The sequence below is a fragment of the Brenneria sp. L3-3C-1 genome, from assembly GCF_016456245.1.
GTDB lineage: Bacteria > Pseudomonadota > Gammaproteobacteria > Enterobacterales > Enterobacteriaceae > Brenneria.
The window spans coordinates 261,462-282,048 of record NZ_JAEMHF010000001.1 but is presented as its reverse complement, the minus strand read 5'-3'; the positions used below and the strand labels follow the sequence as shown (position 1 = coordinate 282,048).

20 protein-coding genes are annotated in these 20,587 nt (G+C 53.2%); 5 read left to right on the top strand and 15 right to left on the bottom strand.

The window, feature by feature from the left end:
* Window positions 1–41: 41 nt before the first annotated feature.
* The 9 genes from rlmC to nfsA form a co-directional block, all read right to left on the bottom strand.
* Window positions 42–1,172, bottom strand: coding sequence for a 23S rRNA (uracil(747)-C(5))-methyltransferase RlmC (rlmC, locus tag JG725_RS01280; protein ID WP_199376208.1), 1,131 nt, complete (start codon window positions 1,170–1,172; stop codon window positions 42–44).
* Window positions 1,173–1,347: 175 nt separating this feature from the next.
* Complete coding sequence (locus JG725_RS01275; protein WP_172288810.1) at window positions 1,348–1,836, bottom strand: YbjO family protein; 489 nt, start codon at window positions 1,834–1,836, stop codon at window positions 1,348–1,350.
* A 117-nt stretch (window positions 1,837–1,953) separates the two neighbouring features.
* Window positions 1,954–2,799: a putrescine ABC transporter permease PotI gene (gene potI / locus JG725_RS01270; RefSeq protein WP_172288172.1), complete on the bottom strand. Its 846-nt coding sequence runs from the start codon at window positions 2,797–2,799 to the stop codon at window positions 1,954–1,956.
* Entirely contained in the window at window positions 2,796–3,761 is a 966-nt protein-coding gene (gene potH / locus JG725_RS01265) for a putrescine ABC transporter permease PotH (RefSeq protein WP_172288174.1), read from the bottom strand. Before potH ends, potI begins: the two co-directional genes overlap by 4 nt.
* 12 nt (window positions 3,762–3,773) lie before the next feature.
* A complete protein-coding gene (gene potG, locus JG725_RS01260; RefSeq protein WP_172288176.1) occupies window positions 3,774–4,907 on the bottom strand; it encodes a putrescine ABC transporter ATP-binding subunit PotG in 1,134 nt (377 codons plus the stop codon).
* 130 nt (window positions 4,908–5,037) lie between these two features.
* Window positions 5,038–6,147 (bottom strand): spermidine/putrescine ABC transporter substrate-binding protein PotF, encoded by a 1,110-nt coding sequence (gene potF / locus JG725_RS01255; RefSeq protein WP_172288178.1) that lies wholly within the window; start codon window positions 6,145–6,147, stop codon window positions 5,038–5,040.
* Between the two features lie 381 nt (window positions 6,148–6,528).
* Entirely contained in the window at window positions 6,529–7,008 is a 480-nt protein-coding gene (locus JG725_RS01250) for a YbjN domain-containing protein (protein ID WP_172288812.1), read from the bottom strand.
* Window positions 7,009–7,165: 157 nt separating this feature from the next.
* Complete coding sequence (rimK, locus tag JG725_RS01245) at window positions 7,166–8,062, bottom strand: 30S ribosomal protein S6--L-glutamate ligase (protein ID WP_199376206.1); 897 nt, start codon at window positions 8,060–8,062, stop codon at window positions 7,166–7,168.
* Window positions 8,063–8,080: 18 nt separating this feature from the next.
* Entirely contained in the window at window positions 8,081–8,800 is a 720-nt protein-coding gene (gene nfsA, locus JG725_RS01240; protein ID WP_172288182.1) for an oxygen-insensitive NADPH nitroreductase, read from the bottom strand.
* A 302-nt stretch (window positions 8,801–9,102) separates the two neighbouring features.
* Between nfsA and JG725_RS01235 the strand changes: the two genes are divergently transcribed.
* On the top strand, window positions 9,103–9,369 hold the full coding sequence (locus JG725_RS01235) for a GrxA family glutaredoxin (RefSeq protein WP_172288183.1): 267 nt from the start codon (window positions 9,103–9,105) through the stop codon (window positions 9,367–9,369).
* 71 nt (window positions 9,370–9,440) lie between these two features.
* Here the strand turns inward: JG725_RS01235 and JG725_RS01230 are convergent, their stop codons facing one another.
* Window positions 9,441–9,812 (bottom strand): inner membrane protein YbjM, encoded by a 372-nt coding sequence (locus tag JG725_RS01230; RefSeq protein ID WP_172288184.1) that lies wholly within the window; start codon window positions 9,810–9,812, stop codon window positions 9,441–9,443.
* Window positions 9,813–10,129: 317 nt separating this feature from the next.
* On the opposite strand from JG725_RS01230, the gene JG725_RS01225 reads away from it, so the two are divergent.
* A complete protein-coding gene (locus JG725_RS01225) occupies window positions 10,130–11,818 on the top strand; it encodes an aspartate:alanine antiporter (RefSeq protein WP_199376204.1) in 1,689 nt (562 codons plus the stop codon).
* A 207-nt stretch (window positions 11,819–12,025) separates the two neighbouring features.
* Here JG725_RS01225 and JG725_RS01220 read toward each other — a convergent pair whose 3' ends face one another.
* From JG725_RS01220 to JG725_RS01205, 4 genes are all read right to left on the bottom strand, one after another.
* Window positions 12,026–13,231, bottom strand: a complete 1,206-nt coding sequence (locus tag JG725_RS01220; RefSeq protein ID WP_199376202.1) for a serine hydrolase — start codon at window positions 13,229–13,231, stop codon at window positions 12,026–12,028.
* Between the two features lie 280 nt (window positions 13,232–13,511).
* Window positions 13,512–14,171: a methionine ABC transporter permease gene (locus tag JG725_RS01215; RefSeq protein ID WP_172288187.1), complete on the bottom strand. Its 660-nt coding sequence runs from the start codon at window positions 14,169–14,171 to the stop codon at window positions 13,512–13,514.
* Entirely contained in the window at window positions 14,164–15,180 is a 1,017-nt protein-coding gene (locus JG725_RS01210; RefSeq protein ID WP_172288189.1) for a methionine ABC transporter ATP-binding protein, read from the bottom strand. Before JG725_RS01210 ends, JG725_RS01215 begins: the two co-directional genes overlap by 8 nt.
* 106 nt (window positions 15,181–15,286) lie before the next feature.
* Entirely contained in the window at window positions 15,287–16,132 is an 846-nt protein-coding gene (locus JG725_RS01205; RefSeq protein ID WP_199376200.1) for a MetQ/NlpA family ABC transporter substrate-binding protein, read from the bottom strand.
* 164 nt (window positions 16,133–16,296) lie between these two features.
* On the opposite strand from JG725_RS01205, the gene JG725_RS01200 reads away from it, so the two are divergent.
* Complete coding sequence (locus JG725_RS01200; protein ID WP_172288193.1) at window positions 16,297–16,914, top strand: glutathione S-transferase family protein; 618 nt, start codon at window positions 16,297–16,299, stop codon at window positions 16,912–16,914.
* A 63-nt stretch (window positions 16,915–16,977) separates the two neighbouring features.
* Here JG725_RS01200 and JG725_RS01195 read toward each other — a convergent pair whose 3' ends face one another.
* Complete coding sequence (locus JG725_RS01195) at window positions 16,978–18,048, bottom strand: PQQ-dependent sugar dehydrogenase (RefSeq protein ID WP_199377179.1); 1,071 nt, start codon at window positions 18,046–18,048, stop codon at window positions 16,978–16,980.
* A 294-nt stretch (window positions 18,049–18,342) separates the two neighbouring features.
* Between JG725_RS01195 and rimO the strand changes: the two genes are divergently transcribed.
* Window positions 18,343–19,656: a 30S ribosomal protein S12 methylthiotransferase RimO gene (gene rimO / locus JG725_RS01190; protein WP_199376198.1), complete on the top strand. Its 1,314-nt coding sequence runs from the start codon at window positions 18,343–18,345 to the stop codon at window positions 19,654–19,656.
* A gap of 189 nt (window positions 19,657–19,845) precedes the next feature.
* Window positions 19,846–20,553: an outer membrane permeability protein SanA gene (sanA, locus tag JG725_RS01185; RefSeq protein WP_172288197.1), complete on the top strand. Its 708-nt coding sequence runs from the start codon at window positions 19,846–19,848 to the stop codon at window positions 20,551–20,553.
* Window positions 20,554–20,587: the final 34 nt, after the last annotated feature.

The following is a 20,587-nucleotide window of genomic DNA, read 5'->3' as shown; positions in this document are numbered from 1 at the left end:
CCGCTCACACTACGCGGCCATTTTGCGCCGCGTAGTCATACTCACGCTTTTCTTTGCAACAGCGCCAGCACTTCATAGTGCGCCGTATGCGGAAACATATCGAACAGTTGCACCCGTAGCACACGGTAGTCGTCCAATTCAGCCATATCCTTCGCCATGCTCTCGGCATTACAGCTGGAATAGAGAATGTAATCCGGCGCCATACGGCTCAGGTAGGCGCACAGCTCGCCTCCGATCCCCCGACGCGGCGGGTTGACCAGCACCAAATCAGGAATTTCCGCTTTAGCGGTGGCGAACTGTGTTGAATCCAGCGCCTGAAACTCCACCTGGGTTAACCCCAACTGTCGCGCGGAGCGGCGCGCACAGGCAATGGCTTCGGGGCTGATTTCAATCCCCGTCAGGCGCACTTGCGGCGACGCACAGTGCAAACCAAAGCCGCCCACGCCGCAGAATAAATCCCACATACTGCGAATGTTCAATTCGGCTACCCAGTCGCGGGCGGTGGCATACAACGCGGCGGCCACCTGCGGATTGGTCTGGAAAAAACTCTGCGGCCGGATATGCAACGGCACCCGATTAAACGCTTCGGCCAGTGAGGAAGCTTCGCTGAGAACGATCTCCGTCTTTCCTTCCATAATCGCCTGATGAACCGGCTGGATATTGGCGGAGATCACCTCAAGCTGGGGAAGTTGCTGCCGTAACCACGGCAGCGCCGCGCGCAATGGCGCGAGCTTGCTTTCCGAACGTAAGACAAAACGCAGCATAAAAGCGCCGCTCAGGGTGCTTTGCGTCAGCAGCAGGTATTTCAGTTCTCCCCGGCGACGCGCGACGTTATAGGGCGTCAGTCCGGCTTTGGCGATAAAGGTCTTCAGTACGTCGAAAACCGGCAGGAAGCCGGCGGGATAGAGCGGACAGTCGCAAAGATCGACCGCAGTGCCATCCCGATGCAACATACCCAATAGCGGCCGCTCAACGCTTCCGCTGACCACCATTTTGGCTTTATTACGAAACGCCGTCTGTGCCGACGGGCAAACAGGCAGCCATTGCCGAACCGTGCGTGACTGTAGCAAATCAGCAAGGTGTTGTTGTTTTTCGGATAATTGCTGTGGATAGGCTTTTTCCAGCCATTGGCAGGAACGGCAGGTTCCTGCGCTGTATCGGGCACAATGCATAGATTAAAAATATAACTGTCGCGATAAATGCAGAATGAGGCGGATTATACCACCCCAGTTGACGATCCCATCCATCTTTCAGAAAAACGCCGGGAGCGCTTTTCAACGCCGCGTGCGGCGGCCCGCAGGGCGAGTCTCATGGATGAGACGAGTAAAAAAACGCCGGGAGCGCTTTTCAACGCCGCGTGCGGCGGCCCACAGGGCGAGTCTCATGGATGAGACGAGTAAAAAAACGCCGGGAACGGCGCGGTAAAAACAGCAGCACGATGACCAGTAAATCCGGTATCTTCTGCAATAACAACTGGTGCAGCACCGCCACGTGATCGTCGCCAGTGATATGGAATATGGCGGGGAAATAGTCGCTCACGGACGCCAGCAGCATATACGGCACCACCAGACACTGGCAGATAACATATCCCCAACGCCCCCAGTTGGCGCCCGTCAGCACGGCGAATCCGCAACGCACCTCGGCGCAAACCACCACCAGCGACAACAGAAAAATCAGCGTTGAATCCCATGACTGCGCGCTGCTCCCTATCCAGTCTCCCAGACCGCTCAGACCCAACTCCCAGACCAACAGTAAAACACCCAGGAAACGGGTGGCGATAATAGCGATGCCCGCCACCATGACCGGAACCGGAGCGTACGCTTTTTGCAGTGTGATTTCCTTTTTACTGTACAGAATTTCTCCTCTCTCCCTTCATACAGAACGATAACGCCACCAGACAATGGCGGCGTTATCGTTGACTCAGCGTACGGCGAAGAAACGGCTGGCGATGAATCAGCCCCGTCTCGCTTTTTGCATATCGCGCTGGCGCTGTTTCTCTGCCCTGGCCATAAACCACCAGGCAATAAAGCCAATAATTCCCACCACCAATAGTATCAAAGAAGCCAGCGCGTTAATCTGCGGATTAACCCCCATCCTCACGCTGGAGAAGACCAGCATCGGCAGCGTGGTCGACCCCGGCCCGGCGACAAAGCTGGCAATCACCAAATCGTCCAGCGACAGCGTAAACGCCAGCAGCCAGCCGGAAATCAACGCCGGGGCAATCATCGGAACCGTAATGATGAAGAATACCTTTAGCGGCGTGGCGCCCAGATCCATCGCCGCCTCTTCAATAGACCGATCCAGCTCTCGCAGACGCGCGCTGATCACCACCGTGACATACGCGGTACAGAATGTGACATGCGCCAGCCAGATGGTCAGCATCCCGCGCTCCGAAGGCCAACCGATGGCGTGCCCCAGCGCCACAAACAGCAGCAGCAGGGAAAGGCCGGTGATCACATCCGGCATGACTAATGGCGCGGTCAGCATAAACGCAAAGCCGTTCGAACCGCGAAAGCTGCCGAAACGCACCATCACCAGCGCCGCCAGCGTCCCCAGCACCACGGCCATGGTGGCGGATGCCGCGGCAATCGTCAGGCTGAGCAGCACGGCGCTGATCATCGCAGAGTTATGAAACAGCTCGACATACCAGCGCGTCGACCACCCTGCCCATACCGTCACCAGCTTGGAACTGTTGAATGAATAGATCACCAGCATCAACATCGGCGCATAGAGGAAGGTAAAGCACAGCACCAGAATAACGATACGCCACGGTGAACGAACCACCGGCAGATTGTTCATACCTCGCCCTCCGCTGCTTTGCTCTGGTGCTTGTGAAACCAGATGATTGGCATAATCAACAACAGCAACATGATAATCGCCACCGCCGATGCAACAGGCCAATCACGATTGTTAAAGAACTCCTGCCAAAGAATACGGCCGATCATAATGCTATCCGGTCCCCCCAACAGTTCAGGGATCACGTACTCGCCCACGGTGGGGATAAATACCAGCATCGAACCGGCGATAATTCCCCCTTTGGTCAGCGGTACGATAACGCTGAAAAAGGTTTTTAACGGGCGCGCGCCTAAATCAAGCGACGCTTCAACCAGCGAGTAATCCAGCCGGGTGAGCGCGGTATAGATCGGCAATACCATAAAGGGCAGATAGGAATACACCACGCCGATATACACCGCCAGATTGGTATGCAAAATCACCAGCGGCTGATCGATAACCCCCAGCCACAGCAGGAAGTTATTCAGAATACCGTTATTTTTCAGGATCCCCATCCAGGCATAGACGCGGATAAGAAAGGATGTCCACGACGGCAGAATAACCAACAGCAGCAGAATATTACGGGTGGACGGTTTGCTGTGCGCCACCGCCCAGGCCAGCGGATAGCCGATCGCCAGACAGCATAGCGTCGATACCGCCGCAACCTGCAATGATTGCAGATAGGCATCAATATAGAGCGGATCGTCGAGCAAATGCAGATAGTTTGCCAGATTCAACGAAATATCCAGCCGGTCATCCACCCAGGAAACCAGATCGGTGTACGGCGGTATGGCTCGCGCCATTTCCGCCAGACTGATCTTGAATACGATCAGGAACGGCAGCATAAACAGCAACAGCAGCCACAGATAAGGCAGCGCGATAACCAGCTTATGCCCGTGATCCTGGCGCCAGCGCAGCATCAGCAGGGTTAACCGACGGCGTTTTTTTTCCGGCGACTCCACGGTGTTATGTTCAGAAAACATTGTCATGACAATTCCTCACTACACCGTCAACACCACGCAACTATCCGCGTCCCAACACAAACGCACCTCGTCGCCCCAGGTCGGCGTGCCTTTACGGTAGCGATAGGCGTTCTGCAATTGCGCGCTGATAATCTGTCCGCTGTTCAGTCTGACATGATAAATCGACAGATCGCCCAGATAGGCGATATGCACCACTTCCCCAACGGCGAAATTGCAGCCATCAGCCGGTATCTCATCACCGAGCATGATTTTCTCCGGCCTAAGGGCGATATACACCGGCACGCCATCCACCACGGAGACATCGGAATCAACCTTCAGCGGATGCACCAGCCCCGGACTTTGTATAATCAGCGCGTCATCCCGCCGCTCCGTCAGCACCCCTTCGAACATATTGACCGAACCAATAAATTCGGCGCTGAAACGGGTATTGGGGTTTTCATATATTTCTTCAGGTTCGCCGATCTGCACAAATTTCCCGCGGTTCATGATGGCGATTCGGCCCGCCATCGTCATCGCTTCTTCCTGATCGTGCGTCACCATCACGCAGGTCACGCCGACGCGCTCCAGAATATCAACCACCTCAAGCTGCATGCGGTCGCGCAGTTTCTTATCCAGCGCACCCATCGGTTCATCCAGCAACAACAGCTTCGGACGTTTTGCCAGACTGCGCGCCAGCGCCACGCGCTGCCGCTGGCCGCCGGAAAGCTGATGCGGTTTGCGGCCGGCAAACTCCTGCATATGCACCAGCGTCAGCATTTCCTCCACCCGATCTTTGATTTCAGAACGCGACAACCGATCCTGCTTAAGACCAAAAGCAATATTCTTTTCCACCGTCATATGAGGAAACAAGGCATACGACTGGAACATCATGTTGATCGGACGCTGATAGGGAGGAACCCGTGACAGATCCTGACCATCCAGGACGATTTGCCCCTGCGTTGGATGCTCGAAACCCGCCAGCATGCGCAACAGCGTGGACTTTCCGCAACCGGACGCGCCCAGCAGGGCAAATATCTCGCCCTTATAAATCGTCAGACTGACATCATCAACAGCGGCCTGACCGTCAAATGATTTGGTCAGATTACGAACTTCCAGCAACGGGGTAACCGCTTTTTGGGGCTTGGGCTGGGGACGGGGAATGGCTTCATTCACTTCGCATTGCTCTCCGGCAAAAGCAGAACAAGTCACCGCCTTGATGTATCAAGGCGGTGACACAGATATTGTGCAAACAGGCGGGATTAGCCGCCTGTTAGTTATCCCATGAATTCAGAGCAAAAAACGTTTATTTACCGCTTTTTACCTTAGTCCATGCACGCGTACGGGTACGGTCAATCTGGGGAGATTGCACCTTAAGCGTAAACAGTTTAGCGCGAACATCCGCAGGCGGATAGACACCCGGATCGTTACGAATTTCTTCGTTCACCAACGGCACCGACTCTTTATTCGCACTGGCGTAGTACACATGATTACTGATATTGGCCATCACATCCGGCTTCAGCAGATAATTCATAAACTGATAGGCTGAATCAACATTCTTGGCGTCGACCGGCATGGCAAGCACGTCAAAGAAAGCCAGCGCCCCTTCTTTCGGGATGCTGTAATGAATGTTGACGCCATTTTTAGCTTCTTTGGCGCGGTTGGCCGCCTGCATCACGTCCCCCGCCCAGCCGATAGCCACACAAATATCGCCGTTAGCCAGGTCGTTGATGTATTGAGACGAATGGAAGTAACGAATGCTGGGGCGCAGTTTTAACAACAGGTCGGTGGCTGACGTGGTGTAGTCGCCCGCCGTGGTGCTGTTCGGATCCTTGCCTTGATAGTTCAGCACGGTGGCGAAAATTTCTTCCGGCGCATCCAGGAAAGAGACGCCGCAGCTTTTCAGTTTTTCCAGATTTTCCGGTTTCAGCACCAGATCCCAGCTGTCCACGGGCGCATCGGCTCCCAGAGCGGCTTTGACTTTATCAATGTTGTAACCGATGCCGGTCGTCGCCCATAAATACGGCAGCGCATATTTGTTATCCGGATCGTGCTGGGCGATCAACTTCAACAGTTCGGGATCGAGATTGTTATAATTCGGCAGCTTACTTTTATCTAATGGCTGAAATACCCCCGCGGCAAGCTGGCGTTCCAGGAAGCTGGCCGAGGGAACGACCAAATCAAACCCAGTGCTGCCGGCCATCAATTTGCCTTCCAACACTTCATTGGAGTCAAACACGTCATAAACCACTTTTACGCCTGTTTCCTGCTGGAAATTTTGCAACGTATCCGGCGCAATATAATCAGACCAGTTGTAAACATGCAGCGTTTTCTCTTCCGCAGATGCGGTGACGGACGCGGCCATCAGCAAGCCGGCAACAACACCCGATAACAATTTTTTACGTTGGGTGAACATCCGTTCCTTCCTCCATACAAGGGGGTGATTCATGGGAGTCTGTGTGTCTCATTCAGAGACGAAACTCCACCTGCGCCTGTGCGGCAGCGATAGAAATCAATGAATGACTATGCACTGAATTCATCATAGTAGATATCGACCTAAAGACGACGCTATCGCATGCCTGTTACAGCAATCAAGCATAACCGCACTACATCGGTCATACCATAGTCGAAAGTAAAAAATGGCTTTTATCGATTTTTTATTCACATTTTATCTATGTAATACGGCCAATTAGCGATAAACAGCGCTGAATATCCGGCAATCGGGCGATAAATGCAGAATAAACAGCGGGTAGCAGAAAATAAGAGAAACTGATTGCTGCCGTTGGCAGCAATAGGACTAATGAAGGAAAGAGCTATTCATTCCGCCAGCAGAGGACTCTTCTTCATCACCGATAAACAGCAGATTATTGGCGCCGGCCTCTAAAATCACCATCGAGATTTGTTCTTCAGACTGCTGCATGAAATGCCTGAACTGTTCCAGCGTCATACCCGCGGCGACGCTGAACGCCTGACAAACAATCAGCTTCGGCAGATTATCATCCTGAACATCGATAAATGCTTTTACCGTCAGGGAGCTGGCGTTGATCTGGCTCAGGTCGCCGACCAACGGAATCAACGCGCTGGGCTTCACCTCCGCCAGCGCGGAGAACAGAACCACGTTATCCACCAGATCGACTTTCGCATCGAATACCCCATCAAAATTCTGCATGTGAGGTAAATGGAGCGCCTGACAGGAATCACATTCAAAAAACACGATGTTTAATTGATCCAGCCACCGCCGTAGCATAGTCAAATCCGGGACGATGAGTGAATCCATCATTTTTGCCTCATACCGACTGTTGTTAAAAAGGGCCCATAGCTTACGGAATATTACGTTCCGACGCCATGATAAACACGCCTTAAATCACATTAAACCGTGATAAATCACAAACGATCGGTTCCGATATTTACCGGCCAGACCGCCAGGCGGAAAACTACCTTTTATTCACCAATAACGCACGAACATGCTGCTCAATAAATTCGATCATCATGCCGGCAATATCAACCCCGGTGGTGGTTTCAATCCCCTCCAGCCCTGGGGAGGCATTGACTTCCATCACTAAAGGGCCGCGTTCGGCCCGCAGAATATCGACGCCCGCCACGTTCAGCCCCAGCGTTTTTGCGGCTTTAACGGCAATGGCCCGTTCCCGGGAAGTTATCTGAACTTTACTTGCCGAACCGCCGCGATGCAGATTGGAACGGAACTCGCCCGGTTTTGCCTGCCGTTCGATGGCCGCCACCACCCGGTTGCCGATAACCAGACAGCGAATGTCTCTGCCCTGCGCTTCACGGACATACTCCTGCACCAGAATATGGGCATTCAGTCCCCGGAATGCGTCAATAACGCTTTCCGCCGCCTGTCGGGTTTCAGCCAGCACCACCCCGATCCCCTGCGTCCCTTCAACCAGCTTGACCACCAGCGGCGCGCCGCCGACCATTTCTATCAGATCGCCGGTATCATCGGGTGAATGAGCAAAACCGGTGACCGGCAAATCCATGCCGGCGCTGGCTAATAGCTGTAGGGAATGCAGTTTGTCGCGGGCACGAATAACCGCGACGGAATTGTTCAGCGGAAAACCGCCCGACATTTCAAACTGGCGCAGCACCGCCGTGCCATAAAACGTGATAAGCGAACCGATACGCGGGATAACCGCATCATATTTCACTAACCGACGGCCGCGGTAATGCACCGACGGCGCCGCCGAATTGATATTCATGTAGCAGGACAACGGGTCAAGAATATCTATCTGATGTCCGCGCTCTTCCGCGGCTTCGCGCAGACGTTTGCAGGAATATAACGACCCGTCACGAGACAGAATGGCTATCTTCATAAATGTCCGAGGGATACGCTAGCGTACCGCCCATCCCTGTTGATGTAAGTAGTCCAACATAAACGGGCGCAGTTCTTTTTTCAGCGTGCGCCGTACATGCTCGCTCCAGGTGTCGCGCCGATTGCTGGTGCGCTGAAGATAATACTCCGCCAACTGCTGGTCATATTCCGCCAACTTCTGGCGATCGAGCGGCTGATAAACGTTCTCATGCACCAGCATCTCCACCGGCATACGCGGCTTTAACTGCGGATCGGCGTCAGGGTAGCCCAGGCAAAGTCCAAATAGCGGCAAGACCTGTTGCGGTAGTTTCAGTAATGTCGTGACATCCGCAATCTTGTTGCGAATACCGCCGATAAATACGCCGCCAAGCCCCAGGGACTCCGCGGCGACCAGCGCATTCTGCGCCATTATCGCCGTATCGACGCAGCCGATCAGCAATTGCTCCGCCAGGCCGGTTTCAGCCTGTGGAAATATTTGCAGATGACGATGGAAATCGGCACAAAAAACCCAGAACTCCGCCGCCTGAGCGACATAAGCCTGCTCACCCGAATAGTGAACCAGCGTTTGCCGCATCGCCGGATCGGTAATACGGATAATGGCGCTGCACTGCAAGAAACTGGAACTGGACGCACTCTGCGCGGCGGAAAAAATCGCGCGACGTTGCTCGTCCGTCAGCGGTTGTGCGGTAAAAGCACGGATGGAGCGATGGCGTTGTAGTAAATCAATAGTGGGCGTCACTCTGCATATCCTTCAGGCATTAAGTCATACACCGTAATGGTTCCCCCGCCCGCCGTCTCGACCGGGACGAGGGAGACACCGAATAACTGCATCATACTGATGACGATTATATGCCAGCCGGCCGGACAGACCAACGCCGCCTGCTTTTCAGCCTCATCATTGAGAGAACAAATCGATGCAACAGGTAATTACTACTTCTTTTCATCAAACAATGCGAGCATAGTAACGCCCATTAACGACAGGCATTGCGCCAATAGTTTTGGAAAAACATTTTTTATTGTTCATTTTACTAAGGAGTTTACATGTTCGCTGTGATTTTCGGGCGGCCTGGCTGCCCTTATTGCGTCCGCGCTAAAGAATTGGCGGAAAAACTGGCGGAACAGCGTGATGACTTCAGATTCCGCTATGTCGATATCCGCGCGGAAGGGATCACCAAAGAAGATTTGTCGAAAACGGTAGGCAAACCGGTGGAAACCGTGCCGCAGATTTTCCTGGATGAAAAGCACATCGGCGGCTGCACTGATTTTGAGGCTTACGCCAAAGAAAACCTGTGTTTATTTCAGCAATAACCTCTCCGACACATAAAGCAAAAGGCGCATCTTGCGTCTTTTTTATGCCTGCGGCTTAACGGAACGCCCGCTCAGCGCAAATACCGCCGATAGATCGCATGCAGAAATAAAAAAACCAGCGCCCCCAGCACGCTCCAGAAAACGGCGCTCAGCATATAGGCCAACTCCTGCCAGAAAGAGTGATGGGGCGTACGCCAAAAGTGCAGCACAAGCAGGCACACCGGCATTGCCACCAACGCGCCAATCAACGGGTAAAGCAATCGCCCATTCGCGGACAGGCAGCTGGCGACCACCCCGGGTAATAAAAAAAGCAGCATTCCGAAGTCGCCGCGCAGTCCATCCCCGGCGACCACATCGGACACATTCATTTTTTGACTTAAAAAAACCACGGTAAACAATAAAAAACAGCAGGTCGCACCAACCCAACCTTTATCGCTCGCCATACGCATCCTCTCTTGTCTGATACCGCCTCTGACACAGTCAATATGCGCAGCTGAACATCCCCGATATGAAAAAAAGTGAGGTATCGCCGCTATTTATTCAGCGTATACTGGTTGTAGAGTCAACAAACCTCTAGAATAGCGGCGCCACAATAATTGCACTGAACAATTTGTACTGAAGGATTTATACTGATCACCGCTGATTTCTTTCAGCTGACGGTTATTTTTGATGTCAGTGGAATCTCTGCACTTAATGGTTAAATTTAGCCTCTATCGCTTTTTATATCAAGAACTTACTGGTAAACAACAAGTTACATCCCATGAATATAAACGTCGCTGATTTGTTAAACGGGAATTACATTCTGCTTTTATTCGTGGTTCTTTCATTAGGACTCTGCCTGGGGAAATTACGCCTGGGGCCGGTACAACTCGGTAATTCTATTGGTGTTTTAGTTGTATCGTTATTACTCGGCCAGCAGCACTTTTCGATTAATACCGAAGCGCTCAGCCTCGGATTTATGTTATTTATTTTTTGCGTCGGTGTTGAGGCCGGGCCAAATTTCTTTTCCATTTTTTTCCGCGACGGCAAAAATTATTTGATGCTCGCCCTGGTGTTGGTCGGCAGCTCACTGCTTTTAGCTTTGGGATTGGGAAAATTTTTCGGCTGGGGGATCGGGCTGACCGCCGGTATGCTGGCGGGCGCCATGACGTCGACGCCGGTGTTGGTCGGCGCCGGCGATACCTTACGAAATGTGTCCAGCATCGGCTCACAGCTCGGCGTCGAACAGGATAACCTCAGCCTCGGTTACGCCCTCACCTATCTGATTGGTTTGGTCAGCCTGATTTTTGGCGCCCGCTATCTGCCCAAATTACAGCATCAGGACTTACCCACCAGCGCCCAGCAAATTGCCCGTGAGCGCGGACTTGATACCGACAGCCAAAGAAAAGTTTACCTGCCGGTTATCCGCGCTTATCGCGTCGGGCCGGAGTTGGTCGCCTGGGCGGACGGTAAAAATCTGCGGGAATTGGGCATTTACCGCCAAACAGGTTGCTACATCGAACGTATTCGACGTAACGGCATTCTGGCTAATCCCGATGGCGACGCCGTGCTGCAAATCGGCGATGAGATTTCCCTTGTCGGCTACCCCGATGCCCACGCCCGCCTTAACCCAAACTTTCGCGACGGAAAAGAAGTCTTCGATCGCGACCTGCTGGATATGCGCATCGTAACCGAAGAAATTGTGGTGAAAAACCACAATGCCGTCGGTAAACACCTCAGCCAGTTAAAACTAACCGACCATGGCTGTTTTCTTAACCGCATCATTCGCAGCCAGATTGAAATGCCGATTGACGATGGCGTGGTGCTGAATAAAGGTGATGTGTTGCAGGTAAGCGGTGATGCGCGCCGGGTAAAAAGCATCGCCGATCGGATTGGGTTTATTTCCATTCATAGTCAGATGACCGACCTGCTGGCCTTCTGCGCTTTCTTTATCATCGGCATCATGGTCGGCCTGATCACTTTCCAGTTCAGTAATTTTACCTTCGGCATCGGCAACGCCGCGGGCTTATTATTCGCCGGCATCATGCTCGGCTTTTTGCGGGCCAACCACCCGACTTTCGGCTATATCCCGCAAGGCGCGTTGAATATGGTGAAAGAGTTCGGCCTGATGGTGTTTATGGCCGGCGTCGGGCTCAGCGCGGGCGGCAGTATCGGCCGCAGCTTCGGCGAGATCGGCGTACAAATGCTGGTATCGGGGTTAATTGTCAGTCTGGTGCCGGTGGTGATTTGTTTTCTGTTTGGCGCCTATATACTGCGGATGAACCGCGCGCTGCTGTTTGGCGCGATGATGGGCGCACGAACCTGTGCCCCGGCGATGGAGATCATCAGCGATACCGCCCGCAGCAATATTCCGGCATTGGGCTATGCCGGAACTTATGCCATCGCCAACGTATTACTGACGCTGGCGGGTTCATTGATTGTGATTATCTGGCCTGAATTACCGGGTTGATAGTAAATGTAAAAAACCGTCACTATTTATTAGAAGGGGCAGAACTTTTTCCTAGCGACGAAGTCTGAATTAATGCCACTGCTTTTCTTTAGATATCCCCATATTGAGGAGCCCATCTTTCCCGCCTTTGAGGTTCAAGATTGATGGGCCTTTTCTTTTTCCGAGCCTTCGGAAATGACGCTGATACGCCTTTTCAAGGTGTCGCCATTAACCGAATAAACCACCAAACCACTGCTGAAGTTTTATCATCACCGAATCCCACAGCCGGCTGAAAATTCCCGCTTCAGGAATGTCGTCCAGCGCCACCAGTTGACGTTGCCCGATGCTTTTGCCATCCAACTGAAAATCAATGGTGCCGACCACCTGATTCTTCGCCAATGGCGCAGACAACTGCGGCTGGAGCAGCGTAAAGCTGGCTTTCAGATTTTTCATCTGTCCTTTGGGGATCGACAGTGCGGCATCTTGCGCCACGCCGAGTCGGGCGTCTTTTTGCGTGCCGAACCAGACTCGCTGCGTGGTAAAGGGAGCGCCCGCCTTGATTGGCGTTACCGTTTCAAAAAAGCGGAATCCCCAGGTCAGCAGTTTTTCGCTTTCACGGAACCGCGTCGCATCCGTCGGCGCCCCCAGCACCACGGAGATCAGGCGCATATTTCCTTCCGTGGCCGACGCCACCAGATTATGTCCTGCTCCGCTGGTATGACCGGTTTTTATACCGTCCACATTCAGATTGGTGCTCCACAGCAACCGGTTACGATTGGGCTGCCGGATATTATTGAACGTGAACTCTTTTTCTTTATGCAACGCGTATTCGTCCGGCACGTCACGGATCAATGCCTGCCCCAGTAACGCCATATCCCGCGCGGTACTGTACTGGCCCGGCGCATCGAGGCCATGGACGGTGAGAAAGTGGGTGTTGGTCAATCCCAGCGCGTTGACATAATTGTTCATCAGACTGACGAACGCATCCTGGCTGCCGGCGACATAGTCAGCCAGCGCAATGCTGGCATCATTACCCGATTGAATAACGATACCTTTATTCAGTTCCGAAACCGGAATGCGATCGCCAGGTTTAAGAAACATCAGCGAGGAGCCGCGTAATACCGGATTCCCCGTCGCCCAGGCATCCTTCCCCACGGTGACGATATCCGTAGGATTGATTTTCCCGGCCTTTATCGCCTGCCCGGTGACATAACTCGCCATGATTTTCGTCAGGCTGGCAGGATCAAGACGCTCATCCGCGTTAGATTCAGCCAGCACTTTTCCGCTGTGGTAATCCATCAAAATATAGGCTTTAGCGTCAACCTGAGGAACCGCCGGAAGCTGCTCCGCCTGCGTTAAAGGCGTGATACTCGCCAGTAATATCGTTCCCGCAGTAAAGAATGTTAATCTGGAAAGGAGAGTCGTTGTCTTCATGAGATCGTCGCGATATCCATAGGTCATTAAAAATATTTGCTTTTCAATATGTTTTGAAAAATTCTGCAACATCCAAAGGTAACGTTTCGCCACCCTCAAGGAAACTGTTCAGTTGTAAAGATAATCAAAGAAATGAAAAGGTCTAAAAAATCAAAGATAAACAAAGGAATTGCGTTGGCAATAAGAAGTGTCTTACTACAAAAATACATAGAAAAGGATGTGCGTGGCTATCTTTGAGAACCTCCTCCCTGAGGTTCTCTGAATGTAAAACCTGAAAGGCTTAACGCCGCTCGCGCTTATCCGCCCGCTTTGACAGCCAGTCGCCCAGCGTTTGAACGATCTGCACCAGAATGACCAGCGCGATAACCGTCACGATCATGACATTGGTTTCATAGCGATAATAACCGAAGCGAATCGCCAGATCGCCGACGCCGCCGCCGCCGACAATCCCCGCCATCGCCGAATAACCGATCAGGCTGACCAGCGTAATGGTCAGGCCGCGCAATAAGCCGGCTTTGGCTTCCGGCAATAACACGGTACAGATAATACGCATCGGGCTGGCGCCGAAGGCCTCGGCTGCCTCGACAATACCGGGATCCACTTCACGCAGCGCGCTATCCACCAAACGAGCGTAGAACGCAATGGCCGCCACCGACATCGGCACCGATGCCGCCACCGGGCCGATGGTGTTGCCTAACAAAATCTGCGTCAACGGCAACAACAGCACCAGCAGAATCACAAAGGGTATCGACCGAATGATATTGACCAGCACCGTGCTGAGTAGATACACCGCGCGGTTCTCCCAAAACAGGTGACGATCGGTGACATAAATCAGAAAACCCAACGGTAACCCACCGATAATCGCCAGCAGCGTTGAAATGCCGACCATCTGAAACGTTTCGCCGAATGCCGCGACCAGATCAAACCATAAATCAGCCATGTAACACCTCCACCTGCGCGGTTCTGGCCTGAATATACCCGACGGCTTGCGCGACTTTTGCCGGATCGTCAGGATGCGTTAACAGAGCGACCAGTATTCCCAATGCGCGGTTACCGATATATTCAATTTTGCCGTGCAGAATGTTGACGGAAACGCCGTAACGGGTTGCCACATCAGAGAGCACCGGCTGCTCGGCCGATTCGCCGACGAACAGGATTTTCAGCAAGGTTCCCTGTAAATCTTCCAGCAGGCGGGGAGGCAGCTCAAGATTCAGCGTATGGGCCACCAGTTGCCGTGTGAATGGATGCTGCGGCGCGGCGAAAATATCAAACACATCGCCCTCTTCCACCACTTTACCGCCGGTCATCACCGCAACCCGGTCGCATACCGATTTGATGACACTCATTTCGTGTGAAATCAAGACGATAGTAATACCCAGTTTCTGATTAATCTCTTTGAGCAATACCAGGATCGCCGCCGAGGTTTCCAAATCAAGCGCCGAGGTCGGTTCATCGCACAGCAGCACTTCAGGATGATTGGCAATGGCGCGGGCGATCCCCACTCGCTGTTTCTGCCCGCCGCTCAACTGAGACGGAAAAGCGGCGGACTTATCGGATAACCCCACCAGACTAAGAATTTCCGGCACCCGCTGAGCGATGTCAGCATTGGATTTCCCCGCCGCTTTCAGGCTGAATGCGACGTTTTCCGCCACCGTGCGCGTTTGCATCAAATTGAAATGCTGGAAGATCATACCGATTTTCTGGCGCTGTTCGCGCAGGCTTTTGCCATTCAGATCGCTGACTTTCACCCCGTTGACCCGCACAACTCCGGCGCTGGGGCGCTGTAATAAATTGATCGTGCGCAGCAGGGTGCTTTTCCCGGCGCCGCTGGTTCCAACGATGCCGTAAACCTCTCCCGGCTGAATATGCAACGTCACATTATCAACTGCACGATTGCCCTGCTGTTTCCCCTGTGGGAAATCAACGCACACACCCTCTAACTGAATCATTATCCGCAAACTCCCGGCATGAGCGGAAAAAACAAAGCCGGTCACAGACCGGCCAGACAAATACAGCATATTAATCATTAATCGCCCGTCAATACCGGCTGGCATATTACTGTGCGGGCGTTGGCGTTTTCGCCTGCATCCATTCCGGTTTCTGGAACTGACTGAACATTGAATCCGGCTGGTTAATCACCGCCGCATAAGCCGGCGATTCGACGACGGCCTGGGTATCTTTGACAAACGGCTTATCCAGATCGTCAGTGCGCACCGCAATCACGTTTTTCAGATTTTCATCCAGCGTTTCCAGTTTGATCGCCGACGAAAGCTTCAGCCCTGCCGCAAAAGCAAAGTTACCGTTAACCAGCGAGGCGGTCACGCTATCCAGCGTGCGCGGCAACTGTGCGGCTTCCAGCGGTTTGAATACCAGCCCGCGCGGATTTCCAACGATATCTTTTTCCGATGCCTTGGTTGGGTCGATATCGGGCTTGATGGTGATCAGCCCCAGCGATTGTAAAAAGCGCAGGCCGCGAGCCAGATTGGTGGCATCGTTGGACAAGGTGATGACATCGCCGGTTTTCAATTCGTCCAGCGACTTGATTTTATTGGAGTACAGTCCCATGCTGGCGGTCGGTACAACGATCAGCTTGCTGATTTTGAGATTTTTGTCGGCGGCGAATTTTTCCAGATACAACGTATGCTGGAACAGGTTGGCGTCAATGCTGCCGTTGGCTAATGCGAGATTCGGCTGAACATAATCGCTGAACTCACGCACCACCACTTTATAGCCTTTCTTGGTCAACTCAGGTTTAATCGCCTGATTAACCATATCGCCATAAGGCCCCGGCGCCACGCCAAAGACGATGGTTTGCGGATCGCCGCTGGCACAAGCCAGTTGCACACCGGCGGCGAGCAGCGCAATACCCAGCGTTGCGCGAAGAGAATACGTTAATTTCATTGCTTGGCTTTCCTGTCTGAATATAACCTGCTGTCATTATTAGGAATGACACGTTAAATCATAAAGACCAAAAAGGCATATCATTATTTCTCATCTTCTATTCACTTTCTGATTCATTCAGTCGGTGTCAGAATAAAAGCTCTTTTCTCATGCTGAGGTGCGACATGATAACCATCTGGGGTCGTGTAAATTCGACCAACGTTAAGAAAGTGCTTTGGTGCGCGGCGGAATTGGCCCTGCCTTATCAACATATTTTGGCGGGCAGAGAGTTCGGGCGCAATCATGACGCCGACTATCTGGCGATGAACCCCAACGGACTGGTCCCCTGTTTACAGGACGATAAATTGGTACTGTGGGAGTCCAACACTATCGTGCGTTATCTGGCGGCGCAATACGGTCAGGATTCGCTGTACATTGCCGACGCCGGCGCGCGGGCAAGCGCGGAAAAATGGATGGACTGGACCAGTACGCTGGCGGTTTCCTTTGCCGGCGTATTTATCAGCCTGGTGCGCACGGCGCCGGAAGATCGTGATATGGCGCTGGTGGAGAAAAGCCACGCAGAATGCGAGCGTTTACTGACGATTGTCGATACCGCGCTGGCAAGCCAACCGTGGCTGTCGGGCGATAAATTCGGTATTGGCGACATTCCGCTGGGCTGCATCGCTTACGCCTGGTTTAACATGGATATCACGCGGCAACCGCATCCCCATCTGGAGCGCTGGTATCGGCAGTTAACCGAACGCCCGGCCTATCAGCAAACGGTGATCATCCCGCTGACCTGAATGTTTTACGCTCACAGGCACCCCGCAAGGTGCCTGTATTGTTAACCGCCCGCGCCATTGCCGTTACTCCGGCCCGACTTTCAACAGCTTGCCGTTATCATGATCGGTCAACAGATAGATATAGCCGTCAGGCCCTAAGCGCACCTCACGGATCCGTTCGCCGCGATCCTGCAACAACCGCTCTTCCGCGACCACCTTGTCGCCCTCCAGCGTCAGACGAATCAGATTTTCTTCCGCCAGCGCGCCAATAAACAGCGAGTTTTTCCACTGCGGGAAACGGTCGCTGTTATAGAACGCCATTCCACTGACGCCCGGCGACTTTTTCCAGTAAAAATCCGGGTTAACCATTCCGGCGACCTCTTCGCCCTTGGATTCCGGGATCTTCAGCCCGGAATAGTTAATACCGTGCGTCGCAATCGGCCAGCCGTAGTTTTCACCCGCTTTAGGAATGTTGATTTCATCACCGCCTTTCGGGCCGTGTTCGTTTTCCCACAGTACGCCGGACCAGGGATTAATCGCCAGCCCCTGGGGATTCCGATGCCCATACGACCAGATTTCCGGACGCGCATTCGGCGTATTGATAAACGGATTATCCGTCGGTATTTCGCCATTTGCGGTCAGACGCACAATCTTGCCCTGTAACTTATCCAGATCCTGCGCCGTCGGACGCTGGTTATTTTCCCCTAAGGCGATATACAGGTATCCCTGACGGTCAAAGGCCAGTTTGCCGCCGAAATGATTGCCGGTGGACAGTTTCGGCTCCTGACGGAAGAAAACCGTGAAATTCTCCAGTTGGCTCTCATCGTCCGACAGACGGCCATAGCCAACGGCCGTTCCCGCTTTTCCATCGCTGCCCTCCTCGGCAAAACTCAGGTAGATTCGGCGACTTTGCTCAAAATCAGGCGATAGAGCCACCTCCAGTAACCCGCCCTGTGATTCGGCATACACCTCGGGTACGCCTGCTATCGGCGCGGAAAGCCCGGTTTCAGCCTGCCAGCGGCGCAGGTTTCCGGAGCGCTCGGTGATCAACATTCCCCGATCGCCCGGCAGAAAAGCCAGCGACCACGGATGATCGAGCTTATCCTGCAATTCCGTGACTTTGGGCTGAGCCGCCGGCAAATAACCAGAAAACATCAAGGACGCGCCGATCAGTAACCAGCGCGTCTGACGCAGCCATAACCAAGGCCGGGAAGCATTGCGTATGGCGTTATCAGGCAACGGGTGATTAAACATAGCGTTGTCTCCGTTCAACTAATGTGCTGTAAATTTAGGTGTTGGACGATATTTGTGCAAAAAAATACGCCGACGTTTACATTTTTAGGCGCAGACATAATTAACGTGCTGAGTTTTAACCAGTGACTATAAGCCACACTAACTATAGTGTAGAATTCTGCGGTTTTCTTTTTGAATGAATTGTGAGCAAATAACATGCAACAACACCGTATTGGATTCGTTTCTCTCGGTTGCCCGAAAAATCTGGTGGACTCGGAAAGGATCCTGACCGAACTGCGTACCGAAGGCTATCAGGTGGTGCCGCGCTATGACGATGCCGAACTGGTGATCGTCAATACCTGCGGTTTTATTGACAGCGCGGTACAAGAGTCGCTGGAGGCCATCGGTGAAGCGCTGAATGAAAACGGCAAGGTCATCGTCACCGGCTGTCTGGGCGCGAAAGAAAATCAAATCCGCGAAGTGCATCCCAGGGTGCTGGAAATCACCGGGCCTCATAGCTACGAGCAGGTGCTGTCGCATGTCCATCGGTACGTGCCGAAACCGGAGCACAACCCGTTCACCAGCCTAATTCCGGCTCAGGGAGTCAAGCTGACGCCCCGCCATTACGCCTACCTGAAAATATCGGAAGGCTGTAATCACCGCTGCACGTTTTGCATTATTCCGTCGATGCGCGGCGATCTGGACAGCCGTCCCATCGGTTCGGTGCTGGATGAAGCCAAGCGTCTGGTGGACGCGGGGGTCAAGGAATTGCTGGTGATCTCTCAGGACACGTCCGCCTACGGCGCCGACGTTAAGCAACGCACCGGATTCTGGAACGGACAGCCGGTTAAAACCAGTATGGTCAGCCTGTGCGAACAACTGGCTTCGCTGGGCGTGTGGGTTCGTCTGCACTATGTTTACCCTTATCCGCATGTGGATGAGGTGATCCCGCTGATGGCGGAAGGGAAAATCCTGCCGTATCTGGATATCCCGCTGCAACACGCCAGCCCGCGCATCCTCAAGCTGATGAAGCGCCCCGGCGCCGTCGAACGTACGCTGGAACGCATAAAAAAATGGCGCGAAATCTGCCCGCAGCTGACATTACGCTCGACGTTTATCGTCGGCTTCCCCGGCGAAACGGAAGAAGACTTCCAGATGCTGTTGGATTTTCTGCAAGAAGCCCGGCTGGATCGCGTCGGCTGTTTCAAATACAGCCCGGTGGAAGGCGCGACGGCCAATCAACTGCCGGATCAGGTGCCGGAAGAGGTCAAAGAAGCGCGTTATCATCGCTTTATGCAGCTTCAACAAGGGATATCCGCACAGCGGTTGCAGGAAAAAATCGGCCGCGAACTACAGGTGCTGATCGACGAAATTGATGAAGAAGGCGCCATCGGACGCAGCATGGCCGATGCCCCGGAAATCGACGGCGCGGTCTACCTGAATGGCGAAACCAACCTTAGCGTCGGCGATATCGTGACGGTAAAAATCGAACACGCCGACGAGTACGATCTGTGGGGAATCCGCGTTTAACCGAACCCGGCGCCATCGGCCGGTGGCTTGAATCATTTAAGCCGCCGGCATTTTTATCCGCTATTTTGCCGTCATCGTCGAAAAATCAGGCAATAAGTCCCACCGACGTCGCCTGTGTCTTGCGTCCCCCAGTCAGGTAAAGTAGCCTTGAGACATGACAACCCCAATCGCCTTACCTGAGGCATAAGCATGTGGAAACGCCTGATATACGGCCTGTTAACGATCATTGGCGTGCTGTTGCTGTCTGCTTTTGCTCTCGATCGCTGGATCAGTTGGAAAGCTGCGCCCTTTGTTTACGATGATTTGCAGCAACTGCCGTCACGCCAGGTCGGCGTGGTGCTGGGCACCGCCAAGTATTACCGCACCGGCGTCATCAACCAGTATTATCTTTTCCGTATTCAGGGCGCTTTGAATGCCTATAACAGCGGTAAAATCAGTTATCTGCTGCTTAGCGGCGACAATGCGCTGCAAAGTTACAACGAACCCATGACCATGCGGCGCGATCTGATTGCGGCAGGCGTGACCCCGGTAGACATCGTGCTGGATTATGCGGGGTTTCGTACATTGGACTCGATCGTCAGAACACGCAAAGTCTTTGATACCAATGATTTCACCATCATCACCCAGCGTTTCCACTGCGAGCGGGCATTATTTATCGCCCTGCATCTGGGTATTCAGGCGCAGTGCTATGCGGTTCCCTCGCCCAAAAATATGCTGACGGTACGTCTGCGGGAATTTGGGGCCAGGCTGGGCGCGCTGTTTGATCTGTACATTCTGAAGCGGGAACCCCGTTTTCTCGGGCCGCCGATCTCCATTCCTACCGAGCATGACATTCCCGATGACGCCCCGGACTACCCTGCCGTTCTACCTGAACAGATCCTCAAATCGGCCCGGTAGCACGTTGGGTTATCGTCTGTCGCCGCTGTGCGTA

Coding starts and splice junctions, on each gene's coding strand:
- rlmC (WP_199376208.1), bottom strand. CDS start 1,172: ATGCATTGTGCCCGATACAGCGCAGGAACCTGCCGTTCCTGCCAATGG.
- potI (WP_172288172.1), bottom strand. CDS start 2,799: ATGAACAATCTGCCGGTGGTTCGTTCACCGTGGCGTATCGTTATTCTG.
- potH (WP_172288174.1), bottom strand. CDS start 3,761: ATGACAATGTTTTCTGAACATAACACCGTGGAGTCGCCGGAAAAAAAA.
- potF (WP_172288178.1), bottom strand. CDS start 6,147: ATGTTCACCCAACGTAAAAAATTGTTATCGGGTGTTGTTGCCGGCTTG.
- JG725_RS01250 (WP_172288812.1), bottom strand. CDS start 7,008: ATGGATTCACTCATCGTCCCGGATTTGACTATGCTACGGCGGTGGCTG.
- rimK (WP_199376206.1), bottom strand. CDS start 8,062: ATGAAGATAGCCATTCTGTCTCGTGACGGGTCGTTATATTCCTGCAAA.
- JG725_RS01235 (WP_172288183.1), top strand. CDS start 9,103: ATGTTCGCTGTGATTTTCGGGCGGCCTGGCTGCCCTTATTGCGTCCGC.
- JG725_RS01230 (WP_172288184.1), bottom strand. CDS start 9,812: ATGGCGAGCGATAAAGGTTGGGTTGGTGCGACCTGCTGTTTTTTATTG.
- JG725_RS01225 (WP_199376204.1), top strand. CDS start 10,130: ATGAATATAAACGTCGCTGATTTGTTAAACGGGAATTACATTCTGCTT.
- JG725_RS01220 (WP_199376202.1), bottom strand. CDS start 13,231: ATGAAGACAACGACTCTCCTTTCCAGATTAACATTCTTTACTGCGGGA.
- JG725_RS01215 (WP_172288187.1), bottom strand. CDS start 14,171: ATGGCTGATTTATGGTTTGATCTGGTCGCGGCATTCGGCGAAACGTTT.
- JG725_RS01210 (WP_172288189.1), bottom strand. CDS start 15,180: ATGATTCAGTTAGAGGGTGTGTGCGTTGATTTCCCACAGGGGAAACAG.
- JG725_RS01205 (WP_199376200.1), bottom strand. CDS start 16,132: ATGAAATTAACGTATTCTCTTCGCGCAACGCTGGGTATTGCGCTGCTC.
- JG725_RS01200 (WP_172288193.1), top strand. CDS start 16,297: ATGATAACCATCTGGGGTCGTGTAAATTCGACCAACGTTAAGAAAGTG.
- JG725_RS01195 (WP_199377179.1), bottom strand. CDS start 18,048: ATGTTTTCTGGTTATTTGCCGGCGGCTCAGCCCAAAGTCACGGAATTG.
- rimO (WP_199376198.1), top strand. CDS start 18,343: ATGCAACAACACCGTATTGGATTCGTTTCTCTCGGTTGCCCGAAAAAT.
- sanA (WP_172288197.1), top strand. CDS start 19,846: ATGTGGAAACGCCTGATATACGGCCTGTTAACGATCATTGGCGTGCTG.